The 14014-nt window shown below is 63.9% G+C and carries 15 protein-coding genes; 9 read left to right on the top strand and 6 right to left on the bottom strand.

The features are described 5' to 3' along the window. The first annotated feature begins 185 nt into the window (after positions 1–185). The 4 genes from BMF89_RS10980 to BMF89_RS10965 all read left to right on the top strand — a co-directional run bounded on the left by BMF89_RS10980 (position 186) and on the right by BMF89_RS10965 (position 4729). Entirely contained in the window at positions 186–1574 is a 1389-nt protein-coding gene (locus BMF89_RS10980; protein WP_078107117.1) for an EAL domain-containing protein, read from the top strand. Between the two features lie 71 nt (positions 1575–1645). Further along, entirely contained in the window at positions 1646–1999 is a 354-nt protein-coding gene (locus BMF89_RS10975) for a metal-sensitive transcriptional regulator (protein ID WP_078107116.1), read from the top strand. Between the two features lie 49 nt (positions 2000–2048). Beyond that, on the top strand, positions 2049–2288 hold the full coding sequence (locus BMF89_RS10970) for a heavy-metal-associated domain-containing protein (RefSeq protein ID WP_059388821.1): 240 nt from the start codon (positions 2049–2051) through the stop codon (positions 2286–2288). An 8-nt stretch (positions 2289–2296) separates the two neighbouring features. Further along, positions 2297–4729 carry a heavy metal translocating P-type ATPase gene (locus tag BMF89_RS10965; protein ID WP_078107115.1) on the top strand — a complete coding sequence of 811 codons (2433 nt, stop codon included), beginning with the start codon at positions 2297–2299 and terminating at the stop codon, positions 4727–4729. A 120-nt stretch (positions 4730–4849) separates the two neighbouring features. On the opposite strand, the gene BMF89_RS10960 is transcribed toward BMF89_RS10965, so the two are convergent. Together BMF89_RS10960 and BMF89_RS10955 are read right to left on the bottom strand one after the other, a co-directional pair. Next, on the bottom strand, positions 4850–5122 hold the full coding sequence (locus BMF89_RS10960; protein ID WP_078107114.1) for a DUF2277 domain-containing protein: 273 nt from the start codon (positions 5120–5122) through the stop codon (positions 4850–4852). Positions 5123–5162: 40 nt separating this feature from the next. Beyond that, positions 5163–6194 carry an EamA family transporter gene (locus BMF89_RS10955; RefSeq protein ID WP_078107113.1) on the bottom strand — a complete coding sequence of 344 codons (1032 nt, stop codon included), beginning with the start codon at positions 6192–6194 and terminating at the stop codon, positions 5163–5165. Positions 6195–6264: 70 nt separating this feature from the next. Here BMF89_RS10955 and BMF89_RS10950 point away from each other — a divergent pair, with 70 nt between their 5' ends. Then, a complete protein-coding gene (locus BMF89_RS10950) occupies positions 6265–6813 on the top strand; it encodes a CGNR zinc finger domain-containing protein (protein ID WP_078107112.1) in 549 nt (182 codons plus the stop codon). Positions 6814–6828: 15 nt separating this feature from the next. Here BMF89_RS10950 and BMF89_RS10945 read toward each other — a convergent pair whose 3' ends face one another. The 3 genes from BMF89_RS10945 to BMF89_RS10935 all read right to left on the bottom strand — a co-directional run bounded on the left by BMF89_RS10945 (position 6829) and on the right by BMF89_RS10935 (position 9154). Further along, a complete protein-coding gene (locus tag BMF89_RS10945; protein WP_078107111.1) occupies positions 6829–7179 on the bottom strand; it encodes a hypothetical protein in 351 nt (116 codons plus the stop codon). A 67-nt stretch (positions 7180–7246) separates the two neighbouring features. Further along, the gene (locus BMF89_RS10940; protein WP_078107127.1) at positions 7247–7762 is read right to left on the bottom strand and encodes a hypothetical protein; all 516 of its coding nucleotides are present in this window, start codon (positions 7760–7762) and stop codon (positions 7247–7249) included. Between the two features lie 48 nt (positions 7763–7810). Beyond that, positions 7811–9154, bottom strand: a complete 1344-nt coding sequence (locus BMF89_RS10935; protein WP_078107110.1) for an MATE family efflux transporter — start codon at positions 9152–9154, stop codon at positions 7811–7813. Positions 9155–9194: 40 nt separating this feature from the next. Between BMF89_RS10935 and BMF89_RS10930 the strand changes: the two genes are divergently transcribed. The 3 genes from BMF89_RS10930 (at position 9195) to BMF89_RS10920 (ending at position 11513) form a co-directional block, all read left to right on the top strand. Continuing rightward, positions 9195–9764, top strand: coding sequence for an antibiotic biosynthesis monooxygenase (locus tag BMF89_RS10930; protein ID WP_078107109.1), 570 nt, complete (start codon positions 9195–9197; stop codon positions 9762–9764). A 154-nt stretch (positions 9765–9918) separates the two neighbouring features. Further along, a complete protein-coding gene (locus tag BMF89_RS10925; RefSeq protein WP_078107108.1) occupies positions 9919–10353 on the top strand; it encodes a DoxX family protein in 435 nt (144 codons plus the stop codon). Between the two features lie 191 nt (positions 10354–10544). After that, positions 10545–11513 (top strand): acyl-CoA thioesterase, encoded by a 969-nt coding sequence (locus BMF89_RS10920; RefSeq protein WP_078107107.1) that lies wholly within the window; start codon positions 10545–10547, stop codon positions 11511–11513. Between the two features lie 5 nt (positions 11514–11518). Here BMF89_RS10920 and dnaB read toward each other — a convergent pair whose 3' ends face one another. Then, positions 11519–12904 (bottom strand): replicative DNA helicase, encoded by a 1386-nt coding sequence (gene dnaB / locus BMF89_RS10915; protein ID WP_078107106.1) that lies wholly within the window; start codon positions 12902–12904, stop codon positions 11519–11521. Between the two features lie 627 nt (positions 12905–13531). Here dnaB and BMF89_RS10910 point away from each other — a divergent pair. Next, positions 13532–14011, top strand: a complete 480-nt coding sequence (locus BMF89_RS10910) for a hypothetical protein (protein ID WP_078107105.1) — start codon at positions 13532–13534, stop codon at positions 14009–14011. Positions 14012–14014 lie beyond the last annotated feature (3 nt).

The following is a 14014-nucleotide window of genomic DNA, read 5'->3' as shown; positions in this document are numbered from 1 at the left end:
AGCTTAGCTATCCCGGAATTCGCCCGCCAACACTGGGAAGCAACCCCATCCCATACACACGTTTTGTCCTATAACCCGGGAGCCGTCGTCGGGGGGCGCCACGCGCCGTCGTCGGGGTTGTGCGCCTCTGGATCGACCCGCTGCCGATTACGGCGAATTCCGCGGCATGGTGGCACTATTGGGTGATGCCCTTCATGCGCGTTCCCAGGCTCAAGAGGGCGTCTTCCCGCAAGGGACGCCAAGCAACCGGGCCGGCATCCGCCTCAACCGGATGGTGGCTTCTGGTTGTCGTATTCATCGAAGCTGCGGTCGCCTTGTCTATCCGCCTGCCGTTGGCTTTCGGGCTTCCACCGTGGCTCAGCCTGGACGGATCAACCGGATTCCCAGCCCTTCTAGCGCTGTTGATTGTGCCGCTGGTGGTGTTGGCGGCGTGGCGTCTCATGCGGCAGCAGCAGCGGGAGCGCAGCCAAGCGTTCCAAACATCGCGTTTGATGGACACGGTGCTGCATACGAGCCAGGACTGGCTGTGGGCCACCGGGCCCGATGGGCGATTTACATTCTGCAGCCCGGCGTGCAAGGACATCACGGGATACGAGCCTTCCGAACTGCTGGGAAGGAACATCACACGCATCATCGACCCCGGGGATCTGGCGGACGCGCGGCTGGACTGGAAAGCCAGGGAAAGCGGTGACTCCTCGTGGTCTCGGGTAGTCACCGTGTGCCGGCACCGGGACGGCAGCCGCGTCTTGGTTGACGTTGCCGGAAGGCCAGTGCGCGACAGGGAGGGCCGGGATCGCGGTTTCGAGGGCACCTGCCGTGTCTTGAATCCAGAGACAGCACGCATGCGTGCAGAAGTCACCGCCCGCATCCAGGAATTGCTGACTGACGGTTCAGTCATCACAGCATTCCAGCCGATCCTGTGCCTGGAAACGCGCAAAGTCGTTGGAGTCGAATCCCTGACAAGGTTCAGTGGATACCAGGAGTTGTCCCCGGAGGTGCGGTTCATTGAAGCTGCTTCGGTCGGCCTGGACGTCGAGCTCGAAATCCTCGCGCTCCGGACCGCACTCACTACCGGCGCGTCGCTCCCGCCAGGACTGTACGTCGCGGCAAATCTCTCGCCGCGCGCATGCCTTGACCCACGTTTGGCAGCTGCGATTGTGGAGTCGGCCATCCCTCCCCGGCGCATCGTGCTGGAGGTCACGGAACGCCATGAGGTCGGCAACTACGGACCGCTCGCGGACGCACTGGCACCGTTGCGGCGCGCGGGCCTGAGAATCGCCGTCGACGACGCCGGTGCCGGCTTCGCTTCGATGCGCCACATCCTGCAGCTCAAACCAGACCTCATTAAGCTCGATCGCGATATCATCGCCGGCATCGACACAGATCCGGCACAGCGGGCCCTGGGCGCTGCGATGGTCGGGTTTTCCTCCGAAATCGGAGCTGCCTTGGTGGCGGAAGGAATCGAAACCGAGGCAGAGCTGGCCGCGGTAACCGAACTCGGAATGACCGCCGCCCAGGGCTATCTGATCGGTCGCCCCTCGCTCAGCCCGGAGGACTGGGCGAGCTGGGGGTAGCGGCGGTCGGTTCCCGTCTATACCCCCAGGGGGTACTTGATTTATACCCCTAGGGGGTATAGCTTTGCACCATGAGCACGATCGATGTGAATCCGGTGGACCTGAACAACCCGGTTGACTTGAACAATGGCCAGCACGGCTACTCTCCCAACAAGGACGCATACCTGCGACGCCTTAAGCGGATCGAGGGCCAGGTGCGCGGCATTGCGCGCATGGTGGAAGAGGACAAATACTGCATCGACATCCTCACCCAAGTCGCTGCAGTCACTAAGGCATTGCATGCCGTGAGCCTTGGGCTCGTGGAGGAACACATCGGGCATTGCGTTGTCGGAGCTGCCTCCGAGTCGGATCCCGTCGTGCGCGCCGAGCAAATCGACATCAAGGTCAAGGAAGCAGCCGATGCCATCGGGCGCCTGCTGCGTTAACCCCTCAAGCACTCACCACACAATTCAAATCACGACCAAGGAGCACTCCATGGGCCACACCGCCACCATCCAGACGAACGTCAGCGTTTCCGGCATGACCTGCGGGCACTGCGTTTCAGCCGTCAGCGAGGAAATCGAGTCCTTGGCGGGTGTGGAGAATGTCGAGATCGACCTGAATGCCGGCGGAATCTCCACCGTCACCATCACCTCCACCCAGGAACTATCGCCGTCGGAAATCGGCGAAGCTGTCGCGGAAGCCGGCTACCTGGTAGTCGCCAACGAGGCCTAGGGGCCAATGTGAGCAATCACGATATCCTCCACCAAACGGGGATGCGAATCATCGAGCTCGACATCGAGGGGATGACATGCGCATCCTGCGTGGCCCGCGTGGAGCGGAAGCTGGGCAAGCTCGACGGCGTGGAAGCTTCAGTCAATCTCCCCCTCGAATCAGCCCACGTCACAGTCCCGGACAACGTCACGGACCAACAAATCGTGGACACCGTCAACGCAACGGGCTACAAAGCCAGAATCCGCGAATCGCACCCAAGTCCGTCCAGCGCAGCAGGCAGTGCGGGTGGCGACGGCGCAACGGAACATGACCAAAGCGACGGTGCCGGTGGTATGCGGCGGCATGCGTCTAAGCGAGGCACGAGCGAGCACGCAGAGCATGGCGCCGGTGCCGCCGCGCAAGGCGACCACGATGCGGGCACCCACGAAGACCACATGCACCACGGACCCGCAGCGTCGAAATTGCGTCCCCGGCTGATCGCCGCGGCCATATTGACGGTTCCGGTCTTCGCCATCTCGATGATTCCAGCTTTGCAGTTCCCGCACTGGGGTTGGGTCGCCGCGTTGCTGGCCCTTCCCGTGGTGACGTGGGCGGCTTGGCCCTTCCACCGCGCCGCCGCCATCAACGCACGCCATTTCGCCTCGACAATGGACACGCTCGTCTCCATTGGTGTCCTTGCCGCGTACCTCTACTCTGCGTGGCAGCTCTTCGCGAACCCCATGATGACTGAACACCCCGGCATGGAGTCCACGGGAGGCATGGGCGGCGGACTGTACTTCGAAGTTGCGGCCGTGGTCACCACGTTCCTGCTTCTGGGCCGCTTTCTCGAGGCCAATGCCAAAGCGAAGGCAGGCGATGCCCTCAAGGCGCTGCTGAACCTGGGAGCCAAGGACGCAACGGTGCTGCGCGACGGCGTCGAGCACAAGATCCCGGCCGAGCAACTCGTAGCAGGGGACATCTTCGTGGTCCGCCCCGGAGAGAAGATCGCCACGGACGGCTTGGTGACGAGCGGTTCGTCGGCCGTGGATGCCTCATTGGTCACCGGTGAATCGGTGCCCGTGGAGGTCGGCCCGGGAAGCCAGGTCACGGGCGCCACCATCAATGCTTCGGGCCGTCTGCTGGTCCGGGCAACCCGCGTCGGTTCCGACACGACGCTCGCCCAGATGGGGCGGTTGGTCAGCCAGGCGCAGACGGGCAAGGCTCCGATCGCACGGCTCGCCGATCGCATCAGCGCCGTCTTCGTGCCGGTCGTATTGGTCATCGCCGTGGTTACTTTCGCAGTCTGGCTCGTCCTGAGCGGGGACCTCAATGCCTCGTTCACCGCTGCTGTGGCGGTGCTCGTGATCGCCTGCCCGTGCGCGCTTGGGCTCGCGACGCCGGTTGGGCTCCTGACCGGGACCGGCCGGGGTGCGCAACTCGGCATCCTGATCAAGGGGCCCCAGGTGCTTGAAGATACACGCACGGTGGATGCCATTCTGTTGGACAAGACCGGTACCGTCACGAGCGGCAGGCTGGCCGTTGGACACACCTTGGCCTTGAACGGCCACTCCCCCGCCGACGTCCTGTCTCTTGCCGGCGCCGTCGAGGCAGCGTCGGAGCACCCCATCGCCCACGCCATTGCTGCTGCCGCCAAGTCCGCAATGCCCGACGCCGGTCCGCTCCCCGCTGTGAAGGACTTCAGTTCCGCCCCGGGCGGCGGAGTCCGGGGAATGGTCGCGCTGAACGGAGCCGGAAAGGGCGCCGAACGAACGGTCGTGGCAGGCAGGACCGGCTGGCTGGAACTCAACGGAATTTTCCCTGACGACGCACAGCGCGAGGCGCTGGCAACTGAGGAAGCCGGTGGCGCTACCGCCATCTGGGTGGCTGTGGACGGAAAGCCCGCTGGGATCGTGACCCTCAGGGACACCGTCAAACCCGGTTCGGCAGCGGCCATAGCGAAGCTCAAAGAACTCGGGATCCGTCCTCTGCTGCTGACCGGAGACAACGCCGCCGTCGCCGCCCAAGTGGCCACCGCCGTCGGGATCGCCCCGGAAGACGTGTTCGCGGGGGTCCTGCCGGAGGGCAAAGTGGACGCGGTCCGGAAGCTTCAGTCCCAGGGGTCCACTGTGGCCATGGCGGGGGACGGGGTCAACGACGCCGCAGCCCTGGCACAGGCCGACCTGGGCATCGCGATGGGGTCGGGCACGGACGTCGCCATCGAGGCTTCGGATCTGACCGTGATGGGCAGCGACCTCGGGCAGCTGGTCCAAGCCATCGAGCTGTCCCGGAAGACGCTCACCACCATCAAGACGAACCTGTTCTGGGCGTTCTTTTACAACGCCATAGGCATCCCTGTGGCTGCCCTTGGCTTGCTCAACCCGATGATCGCCGGTGCGGCCATGGCCGCGAGCTCGGTCCTGGTGGTCGCTAATTCGCTACGGTTGCGCTCGTTCGCAAAGTAGCCCCTGCCCACCCAACTCACGGCCCACCCAACTAGCTCGCAGTTGTTGTCGTTATGCGGCGTCAAAACGGCAACAACTGCCAGCCAGTTGGGGGAAGCTGGCCCAGCCAGTTGGGGGAAGTCAGGCCGTTCCGAAACGAACAGCCGCGCGGGCCCTGACTTTGGCCGCCTCTTCGTCGCGGTTGCGAGCGGGCGCGTGGGTCACGAGGGAATCGAGCAAATGCTGGGTGATATGCGCAATCTCATGGACGGCCTCGGCGAAGGCCTCCTCGTTGGCCTTCGACGGCTTCGTCGTGCCGCTGATCTTTCGCACGTATTGCAGTGCTGCAGCTTCCACCTCCGCTGAGGTGGCTCGTGGCTCGAAATTGTGGAGGGTGTGGATATTCCGGCACATACCAACATGCTAGGCCCTGGCCCTCCCTCAAGGCTCGGTTTTAGAGGACCCGCTCGGATGGAACCGGCTCGACGTCGTTCGCGTGGTCAAGCTCCAGGGCCGCGTGGAATGTACCGGACTCCACGGCATCGCGCTTGTCCGCACGTAGCTCGTCGATTCGCACCAACACCACTCCGCACACGATGAGCGCCCCGCCCACGAGCTGGATGGCTCCCGGCAATTCGGCCAGCAAAAGCCAGGCCCACACCACGGCGAACAGCACTTCGGTGAGCGAGACGAACGATGCCACTTTGGAACCGAGGCTCCGGGCTGCCATGATCCCCGTGACGTAGGACAGCACGGTGGACAGGATGACAAGGCCGGCGATCGAGACCCACCATGGCGTGGTCCACGGCCCGAGCTGCGTGTCCGCGGTAGCGAAATTCATGGACACCAGACCGGTTGCGCCGGCAATCCAAATGAGGATTGAACCGGCCATGAGACCGCCGGAAGCCAGGACAATGGGCGGCAATGTGTCGTTCTGCTTGGCCGTGATGAAGAAATAGATGACCAGGCAGACGGCCGCGGCCATGCCCCACAAGACGCCGACGAAGTCCACCTTCACGGAGCCGGTGAGATCAAGCACCAGGACGAGTCCGCCGAGGGACAGCAGCGTTCCAATGGCCGTGAGGGCCCGGGGTCGGCGTCGGCTCGCGGCCCACAGCCACAGGACGATCATGGTTGGCGCGAGGTATTCGAGCAGGAGGGCGACGCCCACGGACAGCCTGGACACCGCGTTGAAGTAGAAAAGCTGGCACCCCGCAACACCGATGACGCCGAACAACAGGATAGTGAGCCAGTTGTCCTTGAGTTGGTGCCAACGGCCCCGGAGGGCGACGACGGCCGGGATCACCAAGATGAGCGAAGCGCCGCTCAATCGGATAGCAACTGCCGCACCGGGGGTCCACCCCGTTTCCAGGAGGGACTTGGCGAACGAGCCTGACAAGCCGAAGACCGCTGAAGAAAAGAGCGCGAGCCCCAGGCCCGACGCCATGAAGCCCGCAGCACCAGCCCGGTTTGTTGCAGCTGACACAGCAGCCCCCTGTCAGGAGTAAAATGGGTTACGCTACTGACACTACCTCCGAGAGATGTAAGGAGTCAAAGTGCTTTTTGCACCTGACACTGAAGTGGCGCTTCGAAGTGTGGTCAATTTGATCAACACGGCTGCCAACGGCACCGAATCCCTCCCGGGTGTCGCCGAGCTCCATGCCTTCCTCGACGCGGAAGAATTCACTGGCGCCAGGGAAGGAAACGAGGCCGAATTAGCCAGCGTGAAGCGACTCCGGAGCCAGCTGGCTTCCTTGTGGACGGCCGATGAAGACGCGGCCGTGGAGACCGTCAACCAGCTCCTCATCGATGCGCGGGCCCTCCCCCAATTGGTCAAGCACGATCATTGGGATTGGCATTTGCACGCCACTACCCCCGAGGCGCCCCTCGCGGAGCGCATGGGCACCGAAGCCGCCATGGCGCTCGTGGACGTCATCCGCAGCAAGGAAATGGACCGCCTGCGGGTGTGCGCGGCAGACGATTGCGACGCCGTCGTGTTGGACTTGAGCCGCAACCGATCCAAGCTCTATTGCGATACCGGCAACTGCGCCAACCGGACGCACGTGGCCGCCTACCGGGCCCGAAAGGCATCGGGGACGGAGTGAGGGGAGTAAGACGGCCTAGTTGGCGTCGGGGGTTTCCGTTTCGCTGCCCGCATGGGGGGCAGCGGAACCGTGACTCTGGCCCGGCTTCCTGGAACTTAGGTTGACGCCCGAGCCCTTGCCGAGGTGCTCGGCGTTTTCCTTGTAGCTCATGGAAAGCATGGCGGCGAGGACGAGGCTCACAATGAAGGCGATGCCGCCACCGGTAAAGGCGAGGTCAAAGCGGGGAGTGCGGGCACTGCCGCCGGAGGCGAAGATCAGCACGGCGAAAAAGACCAAGACACCCCAGAACGCGGAGAACATCAGCGGTCCCTTAACCGAGGTCCGCATCTTGCGCGGCTCTCCTGGTTTCTGGTCAGCCAAGGTCATTCCTCCAATGTGGGTGCTGGCGCCATACGCGCCTTGAGAGTTCTACGCAGGGTAGAACGTACGACTACTAGTTTACGGCCTCGGCGGAGGGGGTTTGCCCATCGTGCCGCAGGCTCAACCCGGACAGCACCCACAAGACTCCCGAGATGATGGCGCCGCCGCCGGCGACGCCGAGAAGCGCGTGGGCTCCCAAGCTGATGAAGAACGGCAAGGCCACGGCTGTACCGATGCCCACCACACCGGAAATGATCCAGTCGCGGGCGAGCACGTGGCGTCCGCGCCGCCGGAATCCCTTGACCAGTTCGAACGCCCCGAGCACCAGCAACCCTACGAGCGCTGAAACGCCAACGCCCGTGTCGGACTGCGTCATCAAGGCACCTACCCCTGCAAGGCCAACGACGACGGCCCCGGCTGCCGGAATGCTCGCGGCCAGGAATGCCGCGCCCCCGGTTGCGAGCAGATAGAGCCCGGTAGCCCAGGCCAGAACGTGAACGGACGGCGAGCCCCAGAAGACAGTCACGGCTCCAAACACCAGCGCAACACCGGCGCGGAGAAGTACGGGCTGCCAGAGTCCGGTTGCCATGGGCGTGGATGAAGTCGCTGAAGAGGTGGGGAGAGTCACCAGTCCAGTTTAGTGCGAACCGAGGACCATCCATTTGTCAGACCGTGACCGCAGTCCCAAGGTGACCCCGCGGGCCGCCATGTAGCCCAGCGCGAACGCCACCCAAAGCCACACGAGCCCCGCGGCGCCGTCGGGCCTTGTCGCGTGGACTGTCGCCAAGAGCGGCAGATAGACCGCGAGGTTCACGACGCCGGCAATCGCCAAGTAGCGGGCATCGCCCGCACCGATCAGGACGCCGTCCAGAACGAAGACGTAACCAGCGAGGGGCTGCCCGACGGCGAGCACCCACAGCGCCGCGGTGAGCGCGGACTGGACGCCGGCGTCGGAGGTGAAGAGGAATCCCGCCCACGGCGCAGCCACCGCGAGGAGCCCACCGGTCACGACGCCGAAGCCCACACCCCAGCGGATCATGGTGCGGGTGAGTTCGCGCGCCCTCGCCGGGCGGGAGGCACCAAGTTCCTTGCCGATAAGGGCCTGCGCAGCAATAGCCAAGGCATCCAGGGCGAAGGCAAGGAAGGAGAAGATTGTCATGGCGAGCTGGTGCGCGGCGAGGTTGACCGACCCTTGGGAGGTGACCACCAGGACCGTGGCCAAGATTGCCAGGCGCAGGCTGAGTGTGCGGAGCATGAGCCATGAACCCACGGTGGTCATCGTGCGGATTCCGCGCCAATCAGGGCGCAGCGAAACGCCGTGACGCCGGGCATTCCGGCCCACCATCACCAAATAGACGGCAGCCATGGCCCATTGCGCGATGCTGGTTCCGATGGCCGACCCAGCCACTGACAAGTGCAGCCCGTAGACGAGGATCCAGTTCAGGCCAATATTCGCGGCGAAGCCCACTGTCGCGACGACCAAGGGGGTGCGGGTGTCCTGCAGTCCGCGGAGCACTCCGGTGCCGGCGAAGATCAGGAGCATGGCGACGAGTCCCGGCATGGACCAGCGCAAATAGTCCACCGCGTATGTCCGCACCTCACCACTGGCTCCAAGCAGCCCCACCAGCGGCTCAGCCGCGAGGAAGCCCGCCACCGCCAGAACTGCACCCAGCAGCAAGGCCAGCCAAGCGCCGTCGCGGCCTGCGGCCAGTGCCTTGGCGAGTTTTCCGTCCCCGATTGCCCGCGCCACCGCTGGAGTCGTTGAATATGCCAGAAAGACCATAAGTCCGACCGCCGTGTACAGCAGGGTGGAGGCCAGCCCGACGCCGGCGAGTTGAGGCACTCCAAGGTGACCCACAATGGCGGAGTCGGCCAAGAGGAAGAGGGGTTCGGCGATGAGCGCCCCGAAGGCCGGGACAGCAAGGCGCAGGATCTCGCGGGCCGTGGAGGGCGGGGTGGGACGGGTCACTGTTTGGGGCACTTTCCCAGCCTAGCGGGGCGCCAGCATGTAGCTTGATGGGGTGTCGCTCGAGCATCCCATCACCGTTTCCGTCGCCCGCACCATTACCCCCGGATATACCCGGCAAGCCAACGCGTGGGCCCACGCGGGTCAGGAACTTGCCCGCGAATGGCCCGGCTACCTGGGTTCAGGATGGGTGCGGACGGCGGCCGATTCGGATGAATGGCACATGCTCTACCGCTTCGCCGATGCTGAAACCCTGCAGGCCTGGGAGGAATCCGAAGAGCGCCGATGGTGGATCGAAAGCGCCACCGAACTCATGGAGGTCACGCGGGTCGAGCGCCGTTCCGGCATCGAAGGATGGTTCTCGCAACCCGGCGACGTGAACCTCGTCGTCCCGGAGACGGTGGTGCCGCCGCGATGGAAGCAGGCCGTCAGCATCTTCCTGCCGTTCTTTCCGCTGAGCCTGCTGGCAAATTTCCTTCTGCACCCCCTCGTCCTGGCCTGGCCGCTGGTCCTGCAGGTTCTGTTGAACATCTGCATCCTGACGCCGCTGATGGTCTACATTTTCCTGCCCGTCACTACCCGGCTCCTGAAGCCCTGGCTGGAAGCAAAGCGGAAGGGCCAGTAGCGTCTGACAGGACCGGGGAGGAGGCCGCGCCGCGTCGCGCTTGTTTGACACTTCAAGCAAAGTTCGAAAGGCTTGAGTTGAAGCTTCAACAAATCAGGCTTTGGCCTTGGGAGCTTCGCGACAGCCAACCGCTACCCGAAAACGGTGCAAACACATGAACCAGTCCACCCTGACCAACACAGCCCTTACCATCCTGCGCGTCATCGTCGGCTTCATCTTCGCTGCGCATGGCTGGCAGAAATTCACGGAGTTCACCATCGCCGGCACGCAGGCTGCCTTCGGCAAGATGGGCGTACCCGCCGCCGACGTCGTGGCCCCGATCGTGGCAACCATCGAACTCGTCGGAGGGATTGCCCTCATCGCGGGCGTGCTGACTCGCGTCTTCGCCGCCCTCCTTGCAGTGGACATGCTCGGCGCCCTGTTCCTGGTCCACGCTCCGGCCGGCCTGTTTGCCGACAAAGGCGGGTACGAACTCGTCCTGGCTCTCGCCGCAGCAACGGCGGCCGTGGCCCTGACCGGCGCGGGACGGATCTCCGTCGACGCCGCCGTCTTCGGCCGGAAGGGCTCCAAGGCGGGGGTCCTCGCCTGACAGCCCATGCGCTGCCGCGCTAGCGACACCCAACCGCGCTGGCGAGGCCGAAACGGGCTGCCGACTCCCGAATCCGGGCGTCGGCAGCCGGTTTGCGTGACACTGATCGGCTTGCGCGTCGCGGGTCCTTCTGGGCGTCGCCGGCCCGTCACAGTGCGCGCCGGCATCCACGCCGTCGATACACTCACGTCATGAGCGAGCTCCCCTCCCACTCCGTCACGCTGCGGTTCCTTGCCTCCCCCACCGACGTCGGTCACAGCGGATCCGTCGACGCCGGCACGGTCCTAGAGTGGGTGGACAAGGCCGCGTACGCGGCAGCTGTTGGCTGGGCGAAGTCATATTGCGTCACGGCCTATGTGGGAAACATCCATTTCGCCGACCCTGTGAACAGCGGAGACATGGTCGAGGTCGAAGCGACCATCGTCTACACGGGCCGCTCATCCATGCACATCCGGACCATCGTGTCCTCCGGCGACCCCAAGGGCGGCCCGGCCACGATGCGCAGCCAGTGCCTGGTGATCTTCGTTGCGGTCGGTCCCGACGGCCGCCCGGTCCCGGTCCCCCAGTTCGAGCCTTCGACGCCGGTGGAAATCGAGCAGCGCAACAATGCCCTCGCGCGGATCGCCGTGCGGGAAAAGATCGTCGAAGCCATGAACGCCCAGGAATATACCGACGCCGGCACGGCCGAGCGCGTCGTTCTTCGCTTCATGGCAGCCCCCACCGACGTGAACTGGGGCGGGAAGGTCCACGGCGGCATCGTCATGAAGTGGATCGATGAGGCCGCCTACGTCTGTGCTTCCCGCTATTGCGGCAAGGACACGGTGGCCGTTTTCTCCGGGGGCGTGCGTTTCTACCGCCCACTGCTGATCGGCGACGTGGTGGAAGTCGAAGCAAGGCTCGTCTACACGGGCCACAAAGGCATGCATATTGCCGTGCACGTGCGCTCCGGAAACCCGAAGAGCCGAGAGATGAACTTGACCACCTACTGCCTCACGGTCATGGTGGCCCGGGACGAGACCGGCACGTCCGTTCCGATCCCGCCCTGGGAACCGGAAACCGACGAGGATCGCCGCCTTCACGCCCACGCCCGCGAACTGCTGGAGATCCGGGGACGGGCTCCCGGAAACCGGATGCCCGATCATTTGCTTAACGGCGGGTAGGCAGCCTAGAACCCGCCGCCTCCGCCCGTCTCGCCCGCCATGTTGGCGAAGCGGGAATAATGCCCCTGGAACGCAACCACGATGTCCTTGGTGGGACCGTTACGGTGCTTGGCGATGAGGATGTCGGCCTCGCCGGCACGGGGAGACTCTTTGTCGTAGACGTCTTCGCGGTGTAGCAGGATGACCATGTCGGCGTCCTGCTCGATGGAGCCCGATTCACGCAGGTCCGAGACCATGGGCCGCTTGTCCTGGCGCTGTTCGGATCCACGGTTGAGCTGCGAGAGCGCGATGACCGGAACCTGGAGCTCCTTGGCCAACAGCTTGAGGGCACGCGAGAATTCGGAGACTTCCTGCTGGCGGGATTCCACCTTCTTGCCGGAGCTCATGAGCTGGAGGTAGTCGAGGATCACCAGCTTGAGGTCGTGCTGTTGCTTCAGGCGGCGGCACTTGGCCCTGATTTCCATGAGGGACATATTGGGGCTGTCATCGATGAACAGCGGGGCGTCGTTCATGCGTCCCATGGTGGTGGCGATCTTGGACCACTGTTCGTCCTTGATGGTGCCCTTGCGCAGGTCCTGGAGGCCAATGGTGGCTTCCGCGGACAGCAGGCGCATCGCGATTTCGTTGCGTCCCATTTCCAGGGAGAACATCACGGTGGCGAGGTTGTTCTTGATCGCAGCGGAACGGGCGAAGTCAAGCGCGAACGTGGACTTACCGACGGCGGGGCGCGCGGCGATGACAATCATCTGGCCCGGGTGCAGGCCGTGCGTGAGCTCATCGAGTTCGTAGAACCCGGTGGGGACGCCCGTCATGCCTTCTCCGCGGTGGCCGGATGCCTCGATCTCGTCAACGGTGGATTCCATGACGTCCTTGAGCGCCACGTAGTCTTCCGCAGTACGGCGTTCAGCCACGGCGTAGATCTCGGCCTGGGCCTGGTTGACGAGGTCTTCCACCTCTCCGTCCTGGCCGTAGCCCATCTGGACGATCTTGGTGCCGGCGTTGACGAGCCTGCGCAGGACAGCGCGCTCAGCCACGATTTCTGCGTAGTAGCCAGCGTTGGCCGCCGTAGGCACGGTCTGGATGAGCTCGTGCAGGTAGGCGGGGCCGCCGATCCTGTTGATCTCGCCGCGTTTGGTCAGCTCATCGGACACTGTGACGGCGTCGGCGGGTTCGCCGCGGCCGTAGAGATCGATGATGGACTCGTAGATCGTTTCGTGGGCCGGGCGGTAGAAGTCATGGCCGCGGACAATCTCCACGACGTCGGCGATGGCGTCCTTGGACAGCATCATGCCGCCGAGAACCGATTGTTCAGCGGGAATGTCCTGGGGAGGTTTGCGGCTGGCGTCCGATGTCCGGCCGCCCTCGATCGAATCCAAGTGCGTAACTGACAAAGCCGTCCTCCATTTGTACCGCGGCAGATAACTGTTTCCGGCGGTGCGGTAGGCCAATGCCCCGGTATGGGTTGCTCCGACCGCGCCGTTGATGCCGGCTGGTCCAAACTGTCCCTCAAGGCACCGACAATTTTGGTTTCCCGAGATTTCCACAACTTATCCACAGACGGGTCCGCGGGTGCACTGCTTACCGACAGCACCAACGCGCCGTCCATGAGAAACAGGGGTTTTCCAAGTACCTAAAGCAGGTACTCAGCCACGTTAGCCCTGCTTTTCCGGGGCACCAAGCCGGGCCTGTGGATAAAGTGTGGAATACGTACCCCTACTTGTGCACAGTCTGTGCATGACCCTGTGGAAAGAGAAATTCTTTTTGCCGCAAATAGCCTCTGAGCTGGGAAAACGTTCTTCGTTGCATGTGGAACAAAAGTATTTTCTTCAGCGGATCATCCACAGGCCTATATGCGCAATCCACGCCCGGCCCCGTACCCAACGGCCCGGAGGGCCATAAATATGCCAGAAATGTGATACTCCCCACAACGCCTTCCGGAATTTGACAGACGGCTCTCAGAAGCTATGCCAAAGCAGGAATGTGCTGTGGATAACTGCGTTCTGACATAAGCTCTAGGTATGGGTTTCACTGTGGGGGATGTACTGCTGGTCGCAACGCCTGTTGTCATCCTTGTGGCTGTGATTTGGGCCCTGACGGCGGCATTCAAACCACGTAACTCCGGGTTGTCCGACGCTGAGCGCTATCAACGGGAGCTGGCTGTCCGCTCGGCAGCCCATCAGGCCGCCCAAGTGCAGGCCGCAACGGCGGCACGCGCCCGCATCGATGCGTCCACCAGGCCGAGCCAGAACGCGCAGCAACAGTCCCAGCAGGACAGCCAGTCGCGGGCGGCACTAAGGGCGCAAGCCGGGGCAGGCCCGGGGGCCGGCCAGGCAGGCTACAACACCCCCATCCTGCCCAACGGGCAGTTGAACCCACAGTTCGCCCTGCAGTTGCAGGGCATGGTCCGCAGCGGGCAGAAGATTCAGGCCATCAAGCTCCTGCGCCAGCAAACCCACTCGGACTTGTTGACCGCCAAGAACTATATAGATCGGCTTTAGCGC

The organism is Arthrobacter sp. SRS-W-1-2016 (assembly GCF_002009585.1).
Taxonomy (GTDB): Bacteria; Actinomycetota; Actinomycetes; order Actinomycetales; family Micrococcaceae; genus Arthrobacter; species Arthrobacter bambusae_A.
The sequence above is the reverse complement of the archived record's forward strand: the minus strand, read 5'-3'. Positions and strand labels throughout refer to the sequence as shown.

Excerpts from the sequence above, each read along its gene's own strand:
- BMF89_RS10920 (WP_078107107.1), top strand. The coding sequence starts at position 10,545 with ATGAGCGAGCTCCCCTCCCACTCCGTCACGCTGCGGTTCCTTGCCTCC.
- BMF89_RS10960 (WP_078107114.1), bottom strand. The coding sequence starts at position 5,122 with ATGTGCCGGAATATCCACACCCTCCACAATTTCGAGCCACGAGCCACC.
- BMF89_RS10925 (WP_078107108.1), top strand. The coding sequence starts at position 9,919 with ATGAACCAGTCCACCCTGACCAACACAGCCCTTACCATCCTGCGCGTC.
- BMF89_RS10940 (WP_078107127.1), bottom strand. The coding sequence starts at position 7,762 with ATGGCAACCGGACTCTGGCAGCCCGTACTTCTCCGCGCCGGTGTTGCG.
- BMF89_RS10975 (WP_078107116.1), top strand. The coding sequence starts at position 1,646 with ATGAGCACGATCGATGTGAATCCGGTGGACCTGAACAACCCGGTTGAC.
- BMF89_RS10970 (WP_059388821.1), top strand. The coding sequence starts at position 2,049 with ATGGGCCACACCGCCACCATCCAGACGAACGTCAGCGTTTCCGGCATG.
- BMF89_RS10980 (WP_078107117.1), top strand. The coding sequence starts at position 186 with ATGCCCTTCATGCGCGTTCCCAGGCTCAAGAGGGCGTCTTCCCGCAAG.
- BMF89_RS10945 (WP_078107111.1), bottom strand. The coding sequence starts at position 7,179 with ATGACCTTGGCTGACCAGAAACCAGGAGAGCCGCGCAAGATGCGGACC.
- BMF89_RS10910 (WP_078107105.1), top strand. The coding sequence starts at position 13,532 with ATGGGTTTCACTGTGGGGGATGTACTGCTGGTCGCAACGCCTGTTGTC.